Here is a 15587-nt window from a genome sequence, read left to right as displayed (position 1 = left end):
GCCTCTGAAATGCACCGTGTATACACGACGCATGCGCGACTTGCGCGGTCGTCGTCCCGAGGAGTCACACGTGCCCGTTCCCAGCGTCACCGCAGACCGCCGTTTCGCGGTCTGGCTCTCCGACCCCAGCACCGCGGCCGTGGAGATCGCCCGCGGCATGGGCTACGGCGCCGTCGTGCTCGACATCGAGCACGGCTCGTTCGACCTCGCCGATCTGGAGCGCTTCATACCCTTCGTCAAGGCCTCGGGGATGGAGGTGCTGGCGAAGGTGCTGGGCCCCGAGAGGGGCCCCGTCCAGCAGGCGCTGGACTTCGGCGCGGACGTCGTGGTGATCCCGCACGTGGAGGACGCGGCGCACGCCCGGACCGTGACAGGGTTCGCGAAGTTCCCCCCGCTGGGAGACCGCAGCTTCGCCGGCGGGCGCACGGCGTCCTACGGCGGCATGACAGACGCGTGGGTCCGGGAGCAGGACTCGATGACCCGCTGCTACCCCATGATCGAGGACGCGGGAGCGGTGGAGGAGATCGAGGCGATCCTCGCCCTGCCCACCGTGGACGGCGTGTTCGTCGGCCCGAGCGATCTCTCGCTGCGGCGCGGGCGTGGAGCGTACGCCCGTACGGAAGGCGACTTCGACGACCTCCGGAGGATCGCCGACGCCGCGGCGGAAGCCGGCAAGCCGTGGTTCCTCCCAGCGTGGTCCCCGGAGGAGAAAGAGTTCGCGGTACGGGCGGGAGTCGACCAGATGGCGCTGATCATGCAACACGGCGCCCTGGCCGCGGGGTTCTCCGCCCCGCTGGAGATGACGCGGCGGATACTCGCCGACGCCGGCGTGACGGACGAAGAGACGGCAGCGGCTACGGGACCGGGACCGGGGCGGCACGATGACTGAGGCGGGAGTGGGGACCGGCCAGGCGGAAACCCGCCAGGCGGAGACAGGCCGGGCGGAAACCGGCCAAGCGGAGACCGGCCGCATGAAGAAGGCCGCCCGTACGCAGGGCGGCAGGTTCCGCTGGGGCATCGCGGGCGTCCTGGGCGTCGGCACCTTCGTCAACTACATCGACAGGGTCAACCTTTCGGTTGCCGCTCCCGCGATCATGCGGGACTTCGACATCAGCGCCTCCCAGATGGGCCTGCTCTCCTCGGCCTTCCTGTGGACCTACGCGATGCTGCAGCTCCCCGTCGGATCCGTCATCGACCGGATCGGTGTCACCTGGGTCAACCGCGCGGCCGCCTTCCTGTGGACCGTCGCCTCCTTCGCCTCGGCCGCCGCGGGCGGCCTGGGCCTGCTGCTGGTGAGCCGGCTGCTGCTGGGGGTCGGCGAAGCGCCGACCATCCCCGCCGGCTGGAAGAGCATCGGCCAGTGGTTCCCCAAGCACGAGCGCGGAACGGCCACCGCGGTCTTCGACGGCTGCGCCAAGCTGTCCAACGTGATCGGCATCCCGGTCATGGCCTTCCTGGTCACGGTCTACAGCTGGCACGCCGCCTTCGTCTTCACCGGCGTGCTCTCCGCCGTGTATCTGGCGGTGTGGTGGCTGATGTACCTCTCCCCGAAGCAGGCCCGCGCCAAGGGCCGGCTCAGCGCAGCCGAGTTCGAGTACATCCGCGCGGGCGGCGGGGACGACGAGGAGTCCGCGACCGCGGGCGGCGGTTCGCTGCGCGGCATGGGCCACCTGCTGCGGCGCCGCAAGACCTGGGGTCTGGCGCTCGGCTATGCCTCGTACACCTACAGCTACTACGTGCTGCTCACCTGGCTGCCCGGCTATCTGGAGCAGCAGTTCGGCGTGAATCTGCTGCAGGGCGGGTTCTACGCGATGCTCCCGTGGCTGGCCGCCGTGCTCGCGCAGTTCCTCGTGGGCGGCCTCCTCATGGACCGCTGGCTGCGCCGGACGCAGGACACCACCCGCGTACGCCGCACCGTGCTGGTGCTGAGCCTGCTGGCCTCGATGGCCGTGACGGGAGCCGCGTACGCGGAATCGGTCGGCGTCGCCCTGGTGTACCTCTCGGTGGGCGCTGCCGGGCTGGCGATCTCCGTGCCCGCCGGGTCGAGCATCGTGGCGCTGATCGCACCGGAGGGGTACGCGGGGACGCTGGGCGGGATCGTGAACTTCACGGCGAACCTGCTGGGCATCGCCGCCCCGATCGTCACCGGCACGGTCGTCGACGCGACCGGTTCCTTCGCCGGGGCGTTCATGGTCACCGGCGCGGTGCTGCTGGGCGGGATCGTCTGCTACACGGCGGTGCTCGGACGTATCGAGCGCATGCCCGCCCCCGCCTCGTGACCCTGAACCGCTGAACGACTCCCGACAGGAGAAGGAGAAGACGCATGGGCGACATCGCCGTTGCACAGTTCGCGCCCGGTGAGGACAAGAGCGCGAACCTCACCGCTCTGCGGGAACTCGCAGAGGAGGCCGCCGCCCGCGGCGCGGGGGTCGTCGTGGCCCCCGAGTACGCGATGTACACCGCACCCGCGATGGACCGGCGCTTCGTCGACTCGGCGGAGCCTCTCGACGGCCCGTACGCGACGGCACTGCGCGAGCTGGCCGCACGGCTCGGGATACATCTGGTGGCCGGCATGAACGAACAGCGGGACGGCAGCACCATCTTCAACACGCTCGTCGCCGCGGGTCCGGACGGCGACGTCACGGCCGTCTACCGCAAGCTGCACCTCTACGACGCCTTCGGCTTCACGGAGTCCTCGATCGTGCACCCCGGCGCCGTCGGTGACTTCGGGACGTTCGAGGCAGACGGCCTCGTGTTCGGCATGCAGACCTGCTACGACCTGCGCTTCCCCGAGGTCACACGGCGCCTCGTCGACGCGGGCGCCGACGTGGTGCTGGTGCCCGCAGAGTGGGTGCCGGGGCCGCTGAAGGAGGACCACTTCGTCACGCTGCTGCGGGCCCGGGCGATCGAGAACACGGTGTACGTGGCCGCGGCCGACCAGTGCGCCCCCACAGGTGCGGGCAACAGCATGATCGTCGATCCGATGGGCGTCGTACTCGCGTCGCTCGGTGAGCAGACCGGCACGGCGGCCGCCACCGCCGAGCGGGAGCGCATCACGGCGGTCAGGAAGGTGAATCCGGCACTCGAACTGCGCCGGTTCACCGTGACCGAGCGCCGGTAGACACTCCGGGACGGCCAACCGGCCGCGCCCGCCCGGTAGTTGCCGCCCCCGCCCGGATACCTGCCACGCGTCCGTACCCACGCAGCACGACGGGCCGGCGTCTCGGCGACCCCGGCCCGTCGTGCCGTGCGCCCCCGCGCGGACTCGCCGCGCGGAGCGTCCCTCTCATTCGGTGCCGTCGTCCGGCTTTTCGCCGGACTCCGCGTCCTTCTCCAGGCCGAACTGCTCGACGAGCCACTTGTCGAACTCGATCGACGCCCGCACCCAGCTGACGACGCTGGAGACGAAGTGCTCAAGGGAGACGCCCGTACCGATCAGCAGCTGCGCCTCACCGATCAGGCGGACGGTGCCGTCGTCGTGCGTGTGGCTGTAGACCTTCGGCCACAGCGTCCGCCGGTTCCAGTCGTCGATGGACTCCAGCAGCTTGGGCTTGTCCTCGATCGGGTGGGGCCGGTCGTAGAACGTACGGACCGAGAAGACCTGCTGCTCCTCCTCGCCCCGGAACATGAAGTACGTGCGGAACTCTTCCCACGGCGCCGCGAGGTCACCCTCTTCGTCGACGACGTACTTCAGCTCCATCTGGTCCAGCAGCTGCTTGACCAGCTCCTGGTCGGGGATCACAGGGCCGGTCGGACCGGATCCCTCCGGGTCGGGCTCCTGGCCCCCGAAGTTCGGAATCGAGGACGGATCGATGCTCACCGTGTATTTCCCTTCGTACGGATGCCGCCATCCTCCCCCATGCCGGGCCCGTCCTGGCAAGCGACGCGGACGCCGGTACGGGCCGGCCCGCGTCGCCGCCGGTCAGGACTCCGCGGGCGCTCCCGAGGTGCTGCCGACCATCAGGCCCTCCCAGCCTTCGACGTGGTCGACGCGCACCGTGTCGCCGTCGCGCACCTCGCCCGAGAGGATCTCCCGGGCCAGCTGGTCGCCGATGGCCGTCTGCACGAGGCGGCGCAACGGCCGTGCGCCGTACGCCGGATCGTTGCCCTCTCGCGCCAGCCAGGACAGCGCGTCCGGGGTGACCTCCAGCTCCAGCCGGCGGTCGGCGAGGCGCCGACGCAGCCCGTCGATCTGCAGCCGGGCGATGCGGCCCAGCTCCTCCTCGCTGAGAGCGGAGAAGACCACGACGTCGTCGAGGCGGTTGAGGAACTCCGGCCGGAAGGACGAGCGTACGGCGGCGAGCACCTTCTCCCGCTTCTCCTCCTGCTTCTCCAGGGGATCCGTCAGGAACTGGCTGCCCAGGTTGGAGGTGAGCACGAGGATGGTGTTGCGGAAGTCGACCGTCCGGCCCTGCCCGTCCGTGAGCCGCCCGTCGTCGAGTACCTGCAGCAGGATGTCGAAGACGTCGTGGTGCGCCTTCTCCACCTCGTCCAGCAGCACGACGCTGTACGGACGCCGCCGCACGGCCTCGGTGAGCTGGCCGCCCTCCTCGTATCCGACGTAGCCGGGCGGCGCGCCGACCAGGCGTGCCACGGAGTGCTTCTCGCCGTACTCGCTCATGTCGATGCGGACCATGGCCCGCTCGTCGTCGAAGAGGAAGTCCGCGAGCGCCTTTGCCAGTTCGGTCTTGCCGACTCCGGTCGGGCCGAGGAAGAGGAACGAGCCTGTGGGGCGGTCCGGGTCGGCGACGCCGGCGCGTGTGCGGCGTACGGCGTCGGAGACGGCACGCACGGCCTCGGTCTGGCCGATCAGGCGCCGGCCCAGCTCCTCCTCCATGCGCAGCAGCTTCTGGGTCTCGCCCTCCAGGAGCCGTCCGGCGGGGATGCCCGTCCAGGAGGCGACGACGTCCGCGATGTCGTCCTGGCCGACCTCCTCCTTGACCATCGTCTCCCGCTCAGGCTGGGACGCGGCCTCCTCCTCGGCGGCCGACGCTTCGGCCAGCTCCTGCTCCACGCCCGGGATCTCCCCGTACAGCAGCTGCGACGCGGACTCGAAGTCGCCCTCGCGCTGGGCCCGTTCGGCCTGGCCGCGCAGCTCGTCGAGGCGCTCCTTCAGCTCACCGACCCGGTTGAGGCCCTGCTTCTCCTTCTCCCAGCGGGCGGTCAGGCCGCGCAACTCCTCCTCGCGGTCCGCCAGTTCGCGGCGCAGCCGCTCAAGGCGCTCCACCGAGCCGGGGTCGGTCTCGTTGGAGAGCGCCATCTCCTCCATCTTCAACCGGTCGACGGCGCGCTGGAGTTCGTCGATCTCGACGGGCGAGGAGTCGATCTCCATGCGCAGCCTGGAGGCCGCCTCGTCGACGAGGTCGATGGCCTTGTCCGGCAGGAAGCGCGAGGTGATGTACCGGTCGGAGAGCGCCGCGGCGGCCACCAGGGCGCTGTCGGCGATCTGGACCTTGTGGTGCGCCTCGTAGCGCCCCTTGAGGCCGCGGAGGATCGCGATGGAGTCCTCGACGGTCGGCTCGGCCACCAGCACCTGCTGGAAGCGGCGCTCCAGCGCGGCGTCCTTCTCGATGCGCTCGCGGTACTCGTCGAGTGTCGTGGCACCGACCATGCGCAGCTCGCCGCGCGCGAGCATCGGCTTGAGCATGTTGCCCGCGTCCATGGCGGAGTCGCCGCCGGCTCCCGCGCCGACCACGGTGTGCAGCTCGTCGATGAAGGTGATGATCTGGCCGTCGCTGGCCTTGATCTCCGACAGCACGGTCTTGAGGCGTTCCTCGAACTCACCCCGGTACTTCGCACCCGCCACCATCGCGCCGAGGTCGAGCGCCACCAGCCGCTTGTCGCGCAGCGACTCGGGCACGTCGCCCTTGACCACGCGCTGCGCCAGGCCCTCCACGACCGCCGTCTTGCCGACTCCGGGCTCGCCGATGAGCACCGGGTTGTTCTTCGTACGGCGGGAGAGCACCTGCACCACGCGGCGGATCTCCTGGTCCCGGCCGATGACCGGGTCGAGCTTGCCCTCGCGCGCGGCGGCGGTCAGGTCCGTGCCGAACTTCTCCAGCGCCTTGTACGTGCCCTCCGGGTCGGGGTTGGTGACCCGGCGGCTGCCCCGGACGGACTGGAACGCCTCCAGCAGCGCCTTGTCCGTCGCCCCCTGCTCCTTCAACAGGTCTGCGGTCTGGCCGCCCTTGGCAGCGATGCCGATGAGCAGGTGCTCGGTGGAGACGTAGGCGTCGCCGAGCTCCTTCGCGCGCTGTGTGGCGTCCGCGATGACGGCCAGCAGCGGCCGGTCCGGCTGCGGCTTGCTCACCGTCGATCCCTGGACGCTGGGAAGGGCGGCGAGCTGGCGTTCGGCGCCCGAGCGGAGGGCCGCCTGGTCGGCCTCGACGGCGGCGATCAGGTCGGAGATGTTCTCGTTGTCCTCGCCCTGGAGCAGAGCGAGGAGCAGGTGGCCGGGGGTGATGTCGGGATGCCCGTCCGTCACCGCCCGGTCGCTGGCCGCACTGATCGCTTCCCGGCTCTTGTTGGTCAGCTCTGCGTCCACTGGCGTGCGTGCCTCCTTCGTCTACGGCTGTGCTGTCGCCTGCCGGCGGGCCCTGCCGGGGGCTTCCTTGTCCTTCCCTGTCCCTCGTCCGTGCCCCTCGCCCTGGCTCGCTGCTAGCTTCAGCCTCCAGCAAGTTGAGTCTATTCCACTCAACTGTCACGGGGCTAGATTCGTTCCCATGACGAGCATCGAACCGCACCCGCCTGAGCCGGCTTCGGCGACCCCCGCGACGGAGACCGAGGAGACCCCGGGGATCCAGAAGACCCAGGGGACGCAGGGGGACTCCGAGGAGGCCCTCGCGGAGTTCTGGCAGGAGCGCCGCTATGCGACTCTCACCACGTTGCGGCCCGACGGCACACCGCACGTGGTGCCCGTGAGCGTGACGTACGAACCCGGTCCCGGCCGGGAGCCCGGCACCGCACGCGTGGTGGCCCGCCACGGCAGCAGGAAGGTCCGCAACATCGAGGCGGCCGGCAGCGACGGCATGCGCGTCGCCCTCTGCCAGTTCGACGGCGGACGGTGGTCGACCCTGGAGGGCCGGGCCCGCATCCGTACGGACGCGGCGGCGGTCGCCGACGCGGAGCACCGCTACGAGGAACGCTACGGACGCCGGCCCGGACCCAACCCGGAGCGCGTGCTGATCGAGATCACCGTCGACCGGACCCTGGGCCGCGTGGCGATGGCCTGAGCTGCAGGGCTCCGTTCGTCCGCTCCCGGTCCGTCCGCTCCCGGTCCGTCCGGGCACGGCTCCGGCTTCAGCGCTTGTTCTTGGCGCCGAACTCGGCGAGGAGCGCCCTCGCCGACTTGGGATACGGCCGCCCCAGCAGCTCGTCGTCGGAGCCGACAGAGGTGACGGCCACCAGGGTTCCGGCGCCCTTCTTCCTGTCGATGCCGCGCAGCCACGGGCCGCCGCTGACGCCCTGGGTGAGCTTGCAGGGCCGAAGTGACAGTGCGCCCACGTTGGTGGCGGCGATCTCGCCGCGCTCGTATCGGTGGGCCTTGCCCGCGCAGTAGTGAAGCGTCTCCCCGTCGTACGGCGAGGAGGCCGGGTAGCCGAGCGTGGCCGTGTGGCCGCCGCGTACGGGCTCGGTCCGCAGCTTGTTCGCGCCGTACACGTCCTGGATGGTGCGGCCGCCTCGCTTCTCCATCCGCAGGAACGCCCAGTCGTACGGAAGGACCGACTCCAGGTTCTTGCTGGTGTCCCAGCCGGGAGCCGTCTTCCACGACTCCACCTTCCAGCCGTGAGCGAGCACCGTCCGCGGACCGTCGCCCGTGCCGCCACGCTTGGTGCCCTTGCCCTTGCTCCTGCCCTTGTCCTTGCCCTTGAGGCCGTTCTTGCTCTTGTAGGCGGGCTGGAAGTACAGGGCCTCCGGCTTGCGCGGACGCTCCGGGCTGTGGATGCAGTGCGCCGCGGTGGCCACGATGCTGCCGCTCGGGGAGTCGACGATCGCGGCGGAGCAGGACTCCGCCTGATGGCCCGGCAGCTTGGCGACGAGCTTCCCGACCGTCCTGACCGTTCCCTGCGGCCAGCGGTCACCCTTCGAGGCGTGCGGATACGGCGCGGGCGCACTCGCCCCCATGAGAGCCAGCGAGGTCGTGCAGGTCACGAGTGCGGCGAGCGCCGCGCGGGTCGACGTCATGCACCTACGCTCTTCCGCCGCCGTCCCCGGGGCCAACCGCACACACCTGATCGGGTTAACAGTGCATGTTCCGGCCCGCCGGCCCCGGCCGGCCGGCCCAGGCGTGGGGTCGGGCCGTCACGGCATCCGCAGCCGGGCTTCGCCGAGTGCCGCCACGCCCCTGGCGATTCCGGCCTCCGTGCTCGCCGCGTAGCCGAGGACGAGCCCCGGACGTCCGGGACGCTGACGGTGCCAGGAGAGCGGCTGCACCTTGACCCCCCGCTCCAGAGCAGCCGCCGCGAGGCCGGTGTCCGCGAACCGGGCGTCGTCGAAGGTGACCGTCAGATGCAGTCCGGCCGCGGCGCCGTGCACCGTCGCGTCCGGCAGATGCGCCCCGACGGCCTCGATCATGGCGTCCCGGCGACGGCGGTGACGTCTGCGCATGAGACGCAGGTGCCGCTCCAGCTCCCCCGACTCCATCAGCCTCGCCAGCACCAGTTGCGGCAGCACGGCGTTGCCGAGGTCCGTGTGCCGCTTGGCGTCGACGAGTGCCTCCCGGTAGCGCGGTGGTGCCAGCACCCATCCAACTCGCAGAGCGGGGGTGAGGAGCTTCGAGACGCTGCCCGCGTAGAAGACCCGGTCCGGCAGCATCGACCGCAGCGCGGGCACAGGCGGACGGTCGTAGCGGTGCTCCGCGTCGTAGTCGTCCTCGATGATCAGTCCGCCCTCGCGGGCCCAGCTCATCAGTTCACGGCGCCGGTCGCCCCCGAGCACCACACCCGTCGGGAACTGGTGCGCGGGGGTCAGCAGTACGGCCCCTGCCCCCGAAGCGCGCAGCCGGCCGACGTCGACGCCCTCCGCGTCGACCTCGACGGCAGGAGTGTCCAGCCCCCATCTGCGCAGCACCTGGCGGGCTCCGAGGGAACCGGGCTCCTCCACGGCGACGGTGCCCGGACCGTGCTCGCGCAGAAGCAGCGCGAGCAGAGCCAGGGCCTGCGAGACACCGGCGACCACCACCACGTCGTCCGCGTCGGCCCTGACGCCGCGGTTACGGGGCAGCCAGCCGGCGACCGCGCGGCGCAGCTCCGGTGCACCGCGCGGGTCTCCGTAGCCGAGACCGGCGGCGGACAGCCCGTCGAGCACGGAACGCTCGGCGCGCAGCCAGGCGGTACGCGGAAACGCGGCCAAGTCCGGGACCCCCGGCGTCAGATCGACGGGGGCGGGGGTGGCCCGCATCGTCTCGAAGATCTCCACGTCCGGCTCGGCGTCAAAGACCACCCCGTCCGCCGGCGGTTGCGATGGCGCCGTGACGGTGGCATCCGGCGGGGCTGCCGTGGCGACGACGACGGTGCCGCCACGGCCCCGTCCGGCCACGTGTCCGTCCTCGCTCAGCCGCTGGTACGCCTCGGTGACCACGCCGCGCGAGACCCTCAACTCCGCGGCCAGCACCCGCGAGGCGGGAAGCCTGCTGCCGACCGGGAGACGGCCGTCCGAGATCGCGAGCCGGAGCCGCCGCGCCAGCCACTCGGCCAGCCCTCCGCGCGGCGCCTCGGCGGTGTCCAGCTGGAGGAAGTCGGAACCCGTCGTTATGGCCCGGTCGACTGCGCTCTCTTTGGCACTGTTCATCGATCTAATCCCCGCAGGGTGGCGTCACGGACAGATGCCGGCGCAGCTGGGGAGAGAGCGAGGTCTTTGTGACAGACACCGGTTACGTGCACGGGTACTCGGAACGTGAGGCCCGCCGCCTCGGCGACCAGGCGGACACGCTCGCCGCACTCCTGCACCGCGGCACCGGCTACCCGCCTGGCAGCCGCGTATTGGAGACCGGCTGCGGAACCGGCGCTCAGACGGTGCATCTGGCCGCCGCCAGTCCGGGCGCGCACATCGTGGCCGTCGACACCTCCCAGCACTCTCTGCGCCGCGCCCGTGAGCGCGTCACGGCCCAGGTCCCCGGTGCCGGCGTGGAGTGGTGCCGGGCCGACCTGTTCGATCTGCCGTACGCGGACGGCGAGTTCGACCATCTCTTCGTGTGCTTCGTACTGGAGCATCTGCGCGAGCCGGAGCGCGCGCTTGCGGAGCTGCGGAGGCTGCTGCGCCCCGGAGGCACCGCCACCGTGATCGAGGGGGACCACGGTTCGGTCTTCTTCCATCCGTACAGCGCCGAGGCACATGCCGTGGTCGACCAGCAGGTGCGTCTCCAGTCGGCGAGCGGGGGCGACGCGCTGATCGGCCGCCGGCTCCAGCCTCTGCTGACCGACGCCGGGTACGAGCACGTCGACGTACGCCCGGTCACGGTCTACGCCGACCGGTCCCGGCCCGATCTGGTCCAGGGCTTCACCCGGGACACCTTCATCGCCATGTTCGAACTGATCCGTGACGACGTCCTTGCCGCGGGTCTCACCACGCCCGCCGACTGGGAGCGCGGCATCGCCGACCTGTACCGGACCACCGAGCCGGGCGGCACCTTCCACTACACGTACTTCAAGGCGCTCGCCGTCAACCCCGGCCCGCACACCGCCGGTTGAGCTTGAGCCGGAACGCCCCGGTCAACCCGGTGCCCCGGCCGAGCTCGGGCAGTACGCTCCCGCGCATGAGCCTCGAATGGGAACAGGTCATGGTGGACGCGGCGGACCCGGCCACGCTGGGGCGCTGGTGGGCCGAGGCCCTCGGCTGGACCGTACTGAACGACTCGGCGGAGGAGTTCGAGATCCGCCCGGCCCCGGACCGGCTGCCCGGACTGCTCTTCGTGCCCGTCCCGGAGCGGAAGACCGGCAAGAACCGGCTGCATCTGGACTTCCGGCCCGACGACCAGGAGGCCGAGGTCGCCCGTTTCCTGGCCCACGGCGCACGCCACGCCGACGTGGGCCAGAGCGAGGAGGACCCCTGGGTCGTACTCGCGGACCCGGAGGGCAACGAGTTCTGCGTCCTGGGGCCGCGCCGGCAGTGATCGCCGTGCCGGCGGTGAGAGCCGCGCGTGCGCGTCAGTCGCGGCGGCGCGTCAGTCGCGGCGCTGCTTCTTGGGCCGCCAGACGACCAGCGCGCCGGACTGCGGGTGGACGTCCTCGTACGGGACGAGATCGCGCCGGTACGAGGCGTGGACCTGGGCCTCACGCTGCTGCATGGCCGCCGCGGCGCCCTCGACCGCCTGCTGGAGCTCCACCACGCGGGACTTCAGCGCGGCCACCTGATTCTCCAGCTCGATGATGCGCTTGATGCCCGCGAGGTTGATCCCCTCGTCCTGGCTCAACTCCTGCACCTGACGCAGGAGTTCGATGTCGCGCGCCGAATAGCGCCGGCCGCGCCCGGCCGCGCGGTCGGGGGAGACCAGGCCGAGGCGGTCGTACTGGCGCAGGGTCTGCGGGTGCAGACCGGAGAGCTGAGCGGCGACCGAGATGACATACACAGGGGACTCGTCGGTCAGCTGGTAAGGATTGCGTCGTCCACCTCGGCCGTTCACCTCAGTCTCCCTTCGCGGCCTTGAACAGGGCCGCCCTCGGGTCCTCCGCGGCCGTCGCCTCGCGGTAGGTCTCCAGGATGCCCTTCGCCTTCTCGCTCAAATCCTTCGGAACCGATACGTCGATGGTGACGAGCAGATCGCCGCGCGTCCCGTCCTTGCGGACCGCTCCCTTGCCGCGGGCCCGCATCGTACGGCCGCTGGGCGTGCCCGGCGGCAGCTTGAGCGTGACCGGCGGACCGCCGAGCGTCGGGACCTTGATCTCGCCGCCGAGCGCCGCCTCCGGGTAGGTCACCGGCACGGTCACGGTCAGGTTGTCCCCCCTGCGGCCGAAGACCGGGTGACGGTCCACGTGCACGACGACGTACAGGTCGCCGCCCGGGCCGCCACGCTCACCCGGTGCGCCCTTGCCGCGCAGCCTGATGCGCTGCCCGTCGCTGACGCCCGAGGGGATACGGACCTGCATGGTGCGCGAACTCGTCGCCCTGCCGGAGCCCTTGCACGTGTCGCAGGGGTCCTGCGCGATGAGCCCGCGGCCCTTGCAGTCGACGCAGGGATCGGTCAGGGAGAAGCCGCCACCGCCACCGCGCGATACCTGGCCGGTGCCGACGCACGTCGGGCACACACGCGGTGAGCCGTTCTTGTCGCCGGTGCCGGCGCACGCCTTGCACGCCGCCGAGGACGACATCCGCAGCGGGACCGTGGCGCCGTCCACCGCCTCGGTGAAACTGAGCGTCACCTCGGACTCGATGTCCTGGCCGCGCCTCGGCTGTGTGCGCGTACCGGCGCCGCCGCGGTTGAACAGCCCGCCGAACACGTCACCGAGACCGCCGCCGAAGCCGCCCGCTCCGCCCGGGCCGCCGGGGCCTCCCGGGCCGCCCGGCTGGCCGCCTCGAAGAGGTCGCTCAGGTCGAAGTTGAAGCCGCCCGCTCCGCCGGGACCACCTGGACCGCCGGTCCTGATGCCCCCGTTGCCGAACAGGGCGCGCGCCTCGTCGTACTCCTTGCGGCGCTTGGCGTCGCCGAGTACGTCATAGGCCTCGGAGGCGTCCTTGAAGCGCTCCTCCGCCTTGGCGTCGCCCCTGTTGGCGTCGGGGTGGTTCTCCCGGGCGAGCTTGCGGTAGGCCTTCTTGATCTCGGCCTCGGTGGCGTCCTTCGGGACGCCGAGGACCTTGTAGTAGTCCTTCTCGATGAAGTCCTTCGTACTCATCCGCGGCGTCCCTCCCTCCCGGTTCCGTGCCCGCTTGTGCTGCCGTGGCCAGCCTGGTCGGCTTGGTCGGCCTGGTCAGCCCTGGTCGGGGCCACCGTTCTCCTCTTCGTCGGCGGACTCCTCGCCTGCCGCGCCCTGAGCACCCGGCTGCGGCTCGGCGACTCCGACCCTGGCGGGGCGGATCGTCCGTTCGCCGATTCGGTACCCGGGCTGCAGGATCTGCACGCACGTCGTCTCTGTGACGTCGGGCGAGTACGAGTGCATCAGCGCCTCGTGCACAGTCGGGTCGAAGGGCTCGCCCTCCTTGCCGAACTGCATCAGACCCATCTTGGCGGCGACCATCTCCAGCGACTCGGCCACCGACTTGAAGCCGCCGACGAGTTCGCCGTGGTCACGGGCGCGGCCGATGTCGTCGAGCACCGGCAGCAGTTCCGTCAGCAGGTTCGCGACGGCGACTTCCTTCACGGACGCGCGGTCACGCTCGACCCTGCGGCGGTAGTTCTGGAACTCCGCCTGGAGCCGCTGCAGATCCTGCGTCCGTTCGTGCAGTGCCGTACGGGTCTGGTCCAGCTGAGCGGTCAGCGCCGCCACCTGGGCATCCTGACCCTGGCCCTGCAGGACCTCCGGGCCGGACTGGCCCTCCTGCTCGTTGTCGGTCACGTCCCCGGCCGGCTCCGCCGGACCCCCCGCCTCGTCGGCGGGCACTTGTCCGGCGGCCTGCGCCGCAGCGTCATCGGGCTGTACGGCGTCGGCGGGGACGTCGGGCTTCTGTTCGAAGCCCGGAGTCTCCTCCGTCACGCTGCACCATCCTTCGGCTTCTGCTCGTCGTCCACGATCTCGGCGTCGACGACATCCTCGTCACCGTCGGCCTTGGCCTGCCCGGCGCCCTCGGCACCCTCGGCACCGGCCTCAGCGCCGCCGGCCTCGCCCTGGGCGGCCTGCGCGTCCGCGTACATGGCCTGACCCAGCTTCTGGCTGGTCGCCGCGACCTTCTCGCTGGCCTCGCGGATCGCCGCGGTGTCCTCGCCCTTCAGCTTCTCCTTCAGGTCCTCGAGAGCTTCCTCGACCTCGGTCTTGATCTCGCCGGGGACCTTCTCCTCGTTGTCCTTGAGGAACTTCTCGGTCGTGTAGACCAGCTGCTCCGCCTGGTTGCGCGTCTCGGCGGACTCGCGGCGCTTGGCGTCCTCGTCCGCGTACTGCTCGGCGTCGCGCATCATGCGCTCGATGTCTTCCTTCGGGAGCGCCGAGCCGCCGGTGACGGTCATCCGCTGCTCCTTGCCGGTACCGAGGTCCTTGGCGGAGACGTGCATGATGCCGTTGGCGTCGATGTCGAAGCTGACCTCGATCTGCGGCACGTTGCGCGGAGCGGGCGGCAGACCCGTCAGCTCGAACATGCCGAGCTTCTTGTTGTACGCCGCGATCTCGCGCTCGCCCTGGAAGACCTGGATCTGCACCGACGGCTGGTTGTCCTCGGCCGTGGTGAAGGTCTCCGAACGCTTCGTCGGAATCGTGGTGTTGCGCTCGATCAGCTTGGTCATGATGCCGCCCTTGGTCTCGATGCCGAGGGACAGCGGGGTGACGTCCAGCAGAAGGACGTCCTTGACCTCGCCCTTGAGCACACCGGCCTGCAGGCTGGCGCCGATGGCGACGACCTCGTCCGGGTTGACGCCCTTGTTGGCGTCCTTGCCGGCGGTCAGGTCCTTGACCAGGTCGGCGACGGCGGGCATACGCGTCGAGCCACCGACCAGCACCACGTGGTCGATCTCGGACAGCTGGATGCCGGCGTCCTTGATCACGTTGTGGAACGGGGTCTTGCAGCGCTCCAGCAGGTCCTCGCTCAGCTGCTGGAACTGGGAGCGCGTGAGCTTCTCGTCCAGGTGCAGCGGACCCTCGGCGGACGCCGTGATGTAAGGCAGGTTGATGTTGGTCTCGGTCGAGCTCGACAGCTCGATCTTCGCCTTCTCCGCTGCCTCACGGAGACGCTGGAGGGCCATCTTGTCCTTGCCCAGGTCCACGCCGTGCCCGGACTGGAACTGCTTGACGAGGTGGTCGACGATGCGCTGGTCCCAGTCGTCACCGCCGAGGTGGTTGTCGCCGTTGGTGGCCTTCACCTCGACGACGCCGTCGCCGATCTCCAGCAGCGAGACGTCGAAGGTGCCACCGCCGAGGTCGAAGACCAGGATCGTCTGGTCTTCCTTCTCCATCCCGTAGGCGAGGGCGGCGGCCGTCGGCTCGTTGACGATGCGCAGCACATTGAGGCCCGCGATCTCGCCGGCCTCCTTGGTGGCCTGGCGCTCGGCGTCGTTGAAGTACGCCGGGACGGTGACCACGGCGTCCTCGACCTTCTCACCGAGGTAGGACTCCGCGTCGCGCTTCAGCTTCTGCAGGATGAAGGCGCTCATCTGCTGCGGGTTGAAGTCCTTGCCGTCCAGGTTGATCTTCCAGTCGGTGCCCATGTGACGCTTGACGGACCGGACAGTCCTGTCGACGTTGGTCACAGCCTGCCGCTTGGCCACCTCGCCGACGAGCACCTCGCCGTTCTTCGCGAAGGCCACAACGGACGGCGTGGTCCTGGCGCCCTCGGCGTTGGTGATGACGGTGGACTCACCGCCTTCGAGAACACTGACGACGGAGTTCGTCGTGCCCAGGTCGATGCCGACCGCACGTGCCATTTCGGTTTCCTCCAGCTGATGTCTTGAGTGAAGCTGGCTCAAGAGTGCCTGGCCGATCCGAGAACGTCAAACGACCTGAGCTGAGCCCA

The 15587-nt window shown here is 70.5% G+C and carries 13 protein-coding genes and 1 pseudogene; 6 read left to right on the top strand and 8 right to left on the bottom strand.

Annotated elements, in window-relative coordinates; all coding sequences use genetic code 11:
* The first annotated feature begins 70 nt into the window (after window positions 1–70).
* The 3 genes from ACSMXX_RS16535 to ACSMXX_RS16525 are packed head-to-tail and all read left to right on the top strand — an operon-like array spanning window position 71 to window position 3121.
* Window positions 71–889, top strand: coding sequence for an HpcH/HpaI aldolase family protein (locus ACSMXX_RS16535; RefSeq protein WP_473179472.1), 819 nt, complete (start codon window positions 71–73; stop codon window positions 887–889).
* Entirely contained in the window at window positions 882–2279 is a 1398-nt protein-coding gene (locus ACSMXX_RS16530; protein ID WP_473179471.1) for an MFS transporter, read from the top strand. The genes ACSMXX_RS16535 and ACSMXX_RS16530 overlap by 8 nt, the downstream gene beginning before the upstream one ends.
* A 44-nt stretch (window positions 2280–2323) precedes the next feature.
* Entirely contained in the window at window positions 2324–3121 is a 798-nt protein-coding gene (locus ACSMXX_RS16525) for a carbon-nitrogen hydrolase family protein (RefSeq protein ID WP_473179470.1), read from the top strand.
* Between the two features lie 165 nt (window positions 3122–3286).
* Here ACSMXX_RS16525 and ACSMXX_RS16520 read toward each other — a convergent pair whose 3' ends face one another.
* Both ACSMXX_RS16520 and clpB read right to left on the bottom strand, forming a co-directional pair.
* Window positions 3287–3820 (bottom strand): type III secretion system chaperone family protein, encoded by a 534-nt coding sequence (locus ACSMXX_RS16520; protein ID WP_473179469.1) that lies wholly within the window; start codon window positions 3818–3820, stop codon window positions 3287–3289.
* Window positions 3821–3922: 102 nt separating this feature from the next.
* Window positions 3923–6544: an ATP-dependent chaperone ClpB gene (gene clpB / locus ACSMXX_RS16515; protein WP_473179468.1), complete on the bottom strand. Its 2622-nt coding sequence runs from the start codon at window positions 6542–6544 to the stop codon at window positions 3923–3925.
* A 178-nt stretch (window positions 6545–6722) separates the two neighbouring features.
* On the opposite strand from clpB, the gene ACSMXX_RS16510 reads away from it, so the two are divergent.
* On the top strand, window positions 6723–7232 hold the full coding sequence (locus tag ACSMXX_RS16510) for a PPOX class F420-dependent oxidoreductase (RefSeq protein WP_473179467.1): 510 nt from the start codon (window positions 6723–6725) through the stop codon (window positions 7230–7232).
* Between the two features lie 67 nt (window positions 7233–7299).
* Here the strand turns inward: ACSMXX_RS16510 and ACSMXX_RS16505 are convergent, their stop codons facing one another.
* Both ACSMXX_RS16505 and pdxR read right to left on the bottom strand, forming a co-directional pair.
* On the bottom strand, window positions 7300–8184 hold the full coding sequence (locus tag ACSMXX_RS16505; RefSeq protein WP_473179466.1) for a trypsin-like serine peptidase: 885 nt from the start codon (window positions 8182–8184) through the stop codon (window positions 7300–7302).
* Window positions 8185–8301: 117 nt separating this feature from the next.
* Window positions 8302–9789: a MocR-like pyridoxine biosynthesis transcription factor PdxR gene (gene pdxR / locus ACSMXX_RS16500; RefSeq protein WP_473179465.1), complete on the bottom strand. Its 1488-nt coding sequence runs from the start codon at window positions 9787–9789 to the stop codon at window positions 8302–8304.
* A 68-nt stretch (window positions 9790–9857) separates the two neighbouring features.
* Here pdxR and ACSMXX_RS16495 point away from each other — a divergent pair, with 68 nt between their 5' ends.
* Both ACSMXX_RS16495 and ACSMXX_RS16490 read left to right on the top strand, forming a co-directional pair.
* Window positions 9858–10688, top strand: coding sequence for a methyltransferase domain-containing protein (locus tag ACSMXX_RS16495; RefSeq protein ID WP_473179464.1), 831 nt, complete (start codon window positions 9858–9860; stop codon window positions 10686–10688).
* A gap of 65 nt (window positions 10689–10753) precedes the next feature.
* Entirely contained in the window at window positions 10754–11110 is a 357-nt protein-coding gene (locus ACSMXX_RS16490; RefSeq protein WP_473179463.1) for a VOC family protein, read from the top strand.
* Between the two features lie 51 nt (window positions 11111–11161).
* Here ACSMXX_RS16490 and ACSMXX_RS16485 read toward each other — a convergent pair whose 3' ends face one another.
* The 4 genes and pseudogenes from ACSMXX_RS16485 to dnaK all read right to left on the bottom strand — a co-directional run bounded on the left by ACSMXX_RS16485 (window position 11162) and on the right by dnaK (window position 15498).
* On the bottom strand, window positions 11162–11620 hold the full coding sequence (locus ACSMXX_RS16485) for a heat shock protein transcriptional repressor HspR (protein ID WP_028437518.1): 459 nt from the start codon (window positions 11618–11620) through the stop codon (window positions 11162–11164).
* Between the two features lies 1 nt (window position 11621).
* A pseudogene (gene dnaJ, locus ACSMXX_RS16480) lies at window positions 11622–12826 on the bottom strand (molecular chaperone DnaJ).
* 75 nt (window positions 12827–12901) lie between these two features.
* On the bottom strand, window positions 12902–13624 hold the full coding sequence (gene grpE, locus ACSMXX_RS16475) for a nucleotide exchange factor GrpE (protein WP_473179462.1): 723 nt from the start codon (window positions 13622–13624) through the stop codon (window positions 12902–12904).
* Entirely contained in the window at window positions 13621–15498 is a 1878-nt protein-coding gene (gene dnaK / locus ACSMXX_RS16470) for a molecular chaperone DnaK (RefSeq protein ID WP_473179461.1), read from the bottom strand. The genes grpE and dnaK overlap by 4 nt, the downstream gene beginning before the upstream one ends.
* Window positions 15499–15587: the final 89 nt, after the last annotated feature.

The sequence above is a fragment of the Streptomyces sp. DSM 116795 genome (assembly GCF_055792905.1).
The sequence above is the reverse complement of the archived record's forward strand: the minus strand, read 5'-3'. Positions and strand labels throughout refer to the sequence as shown.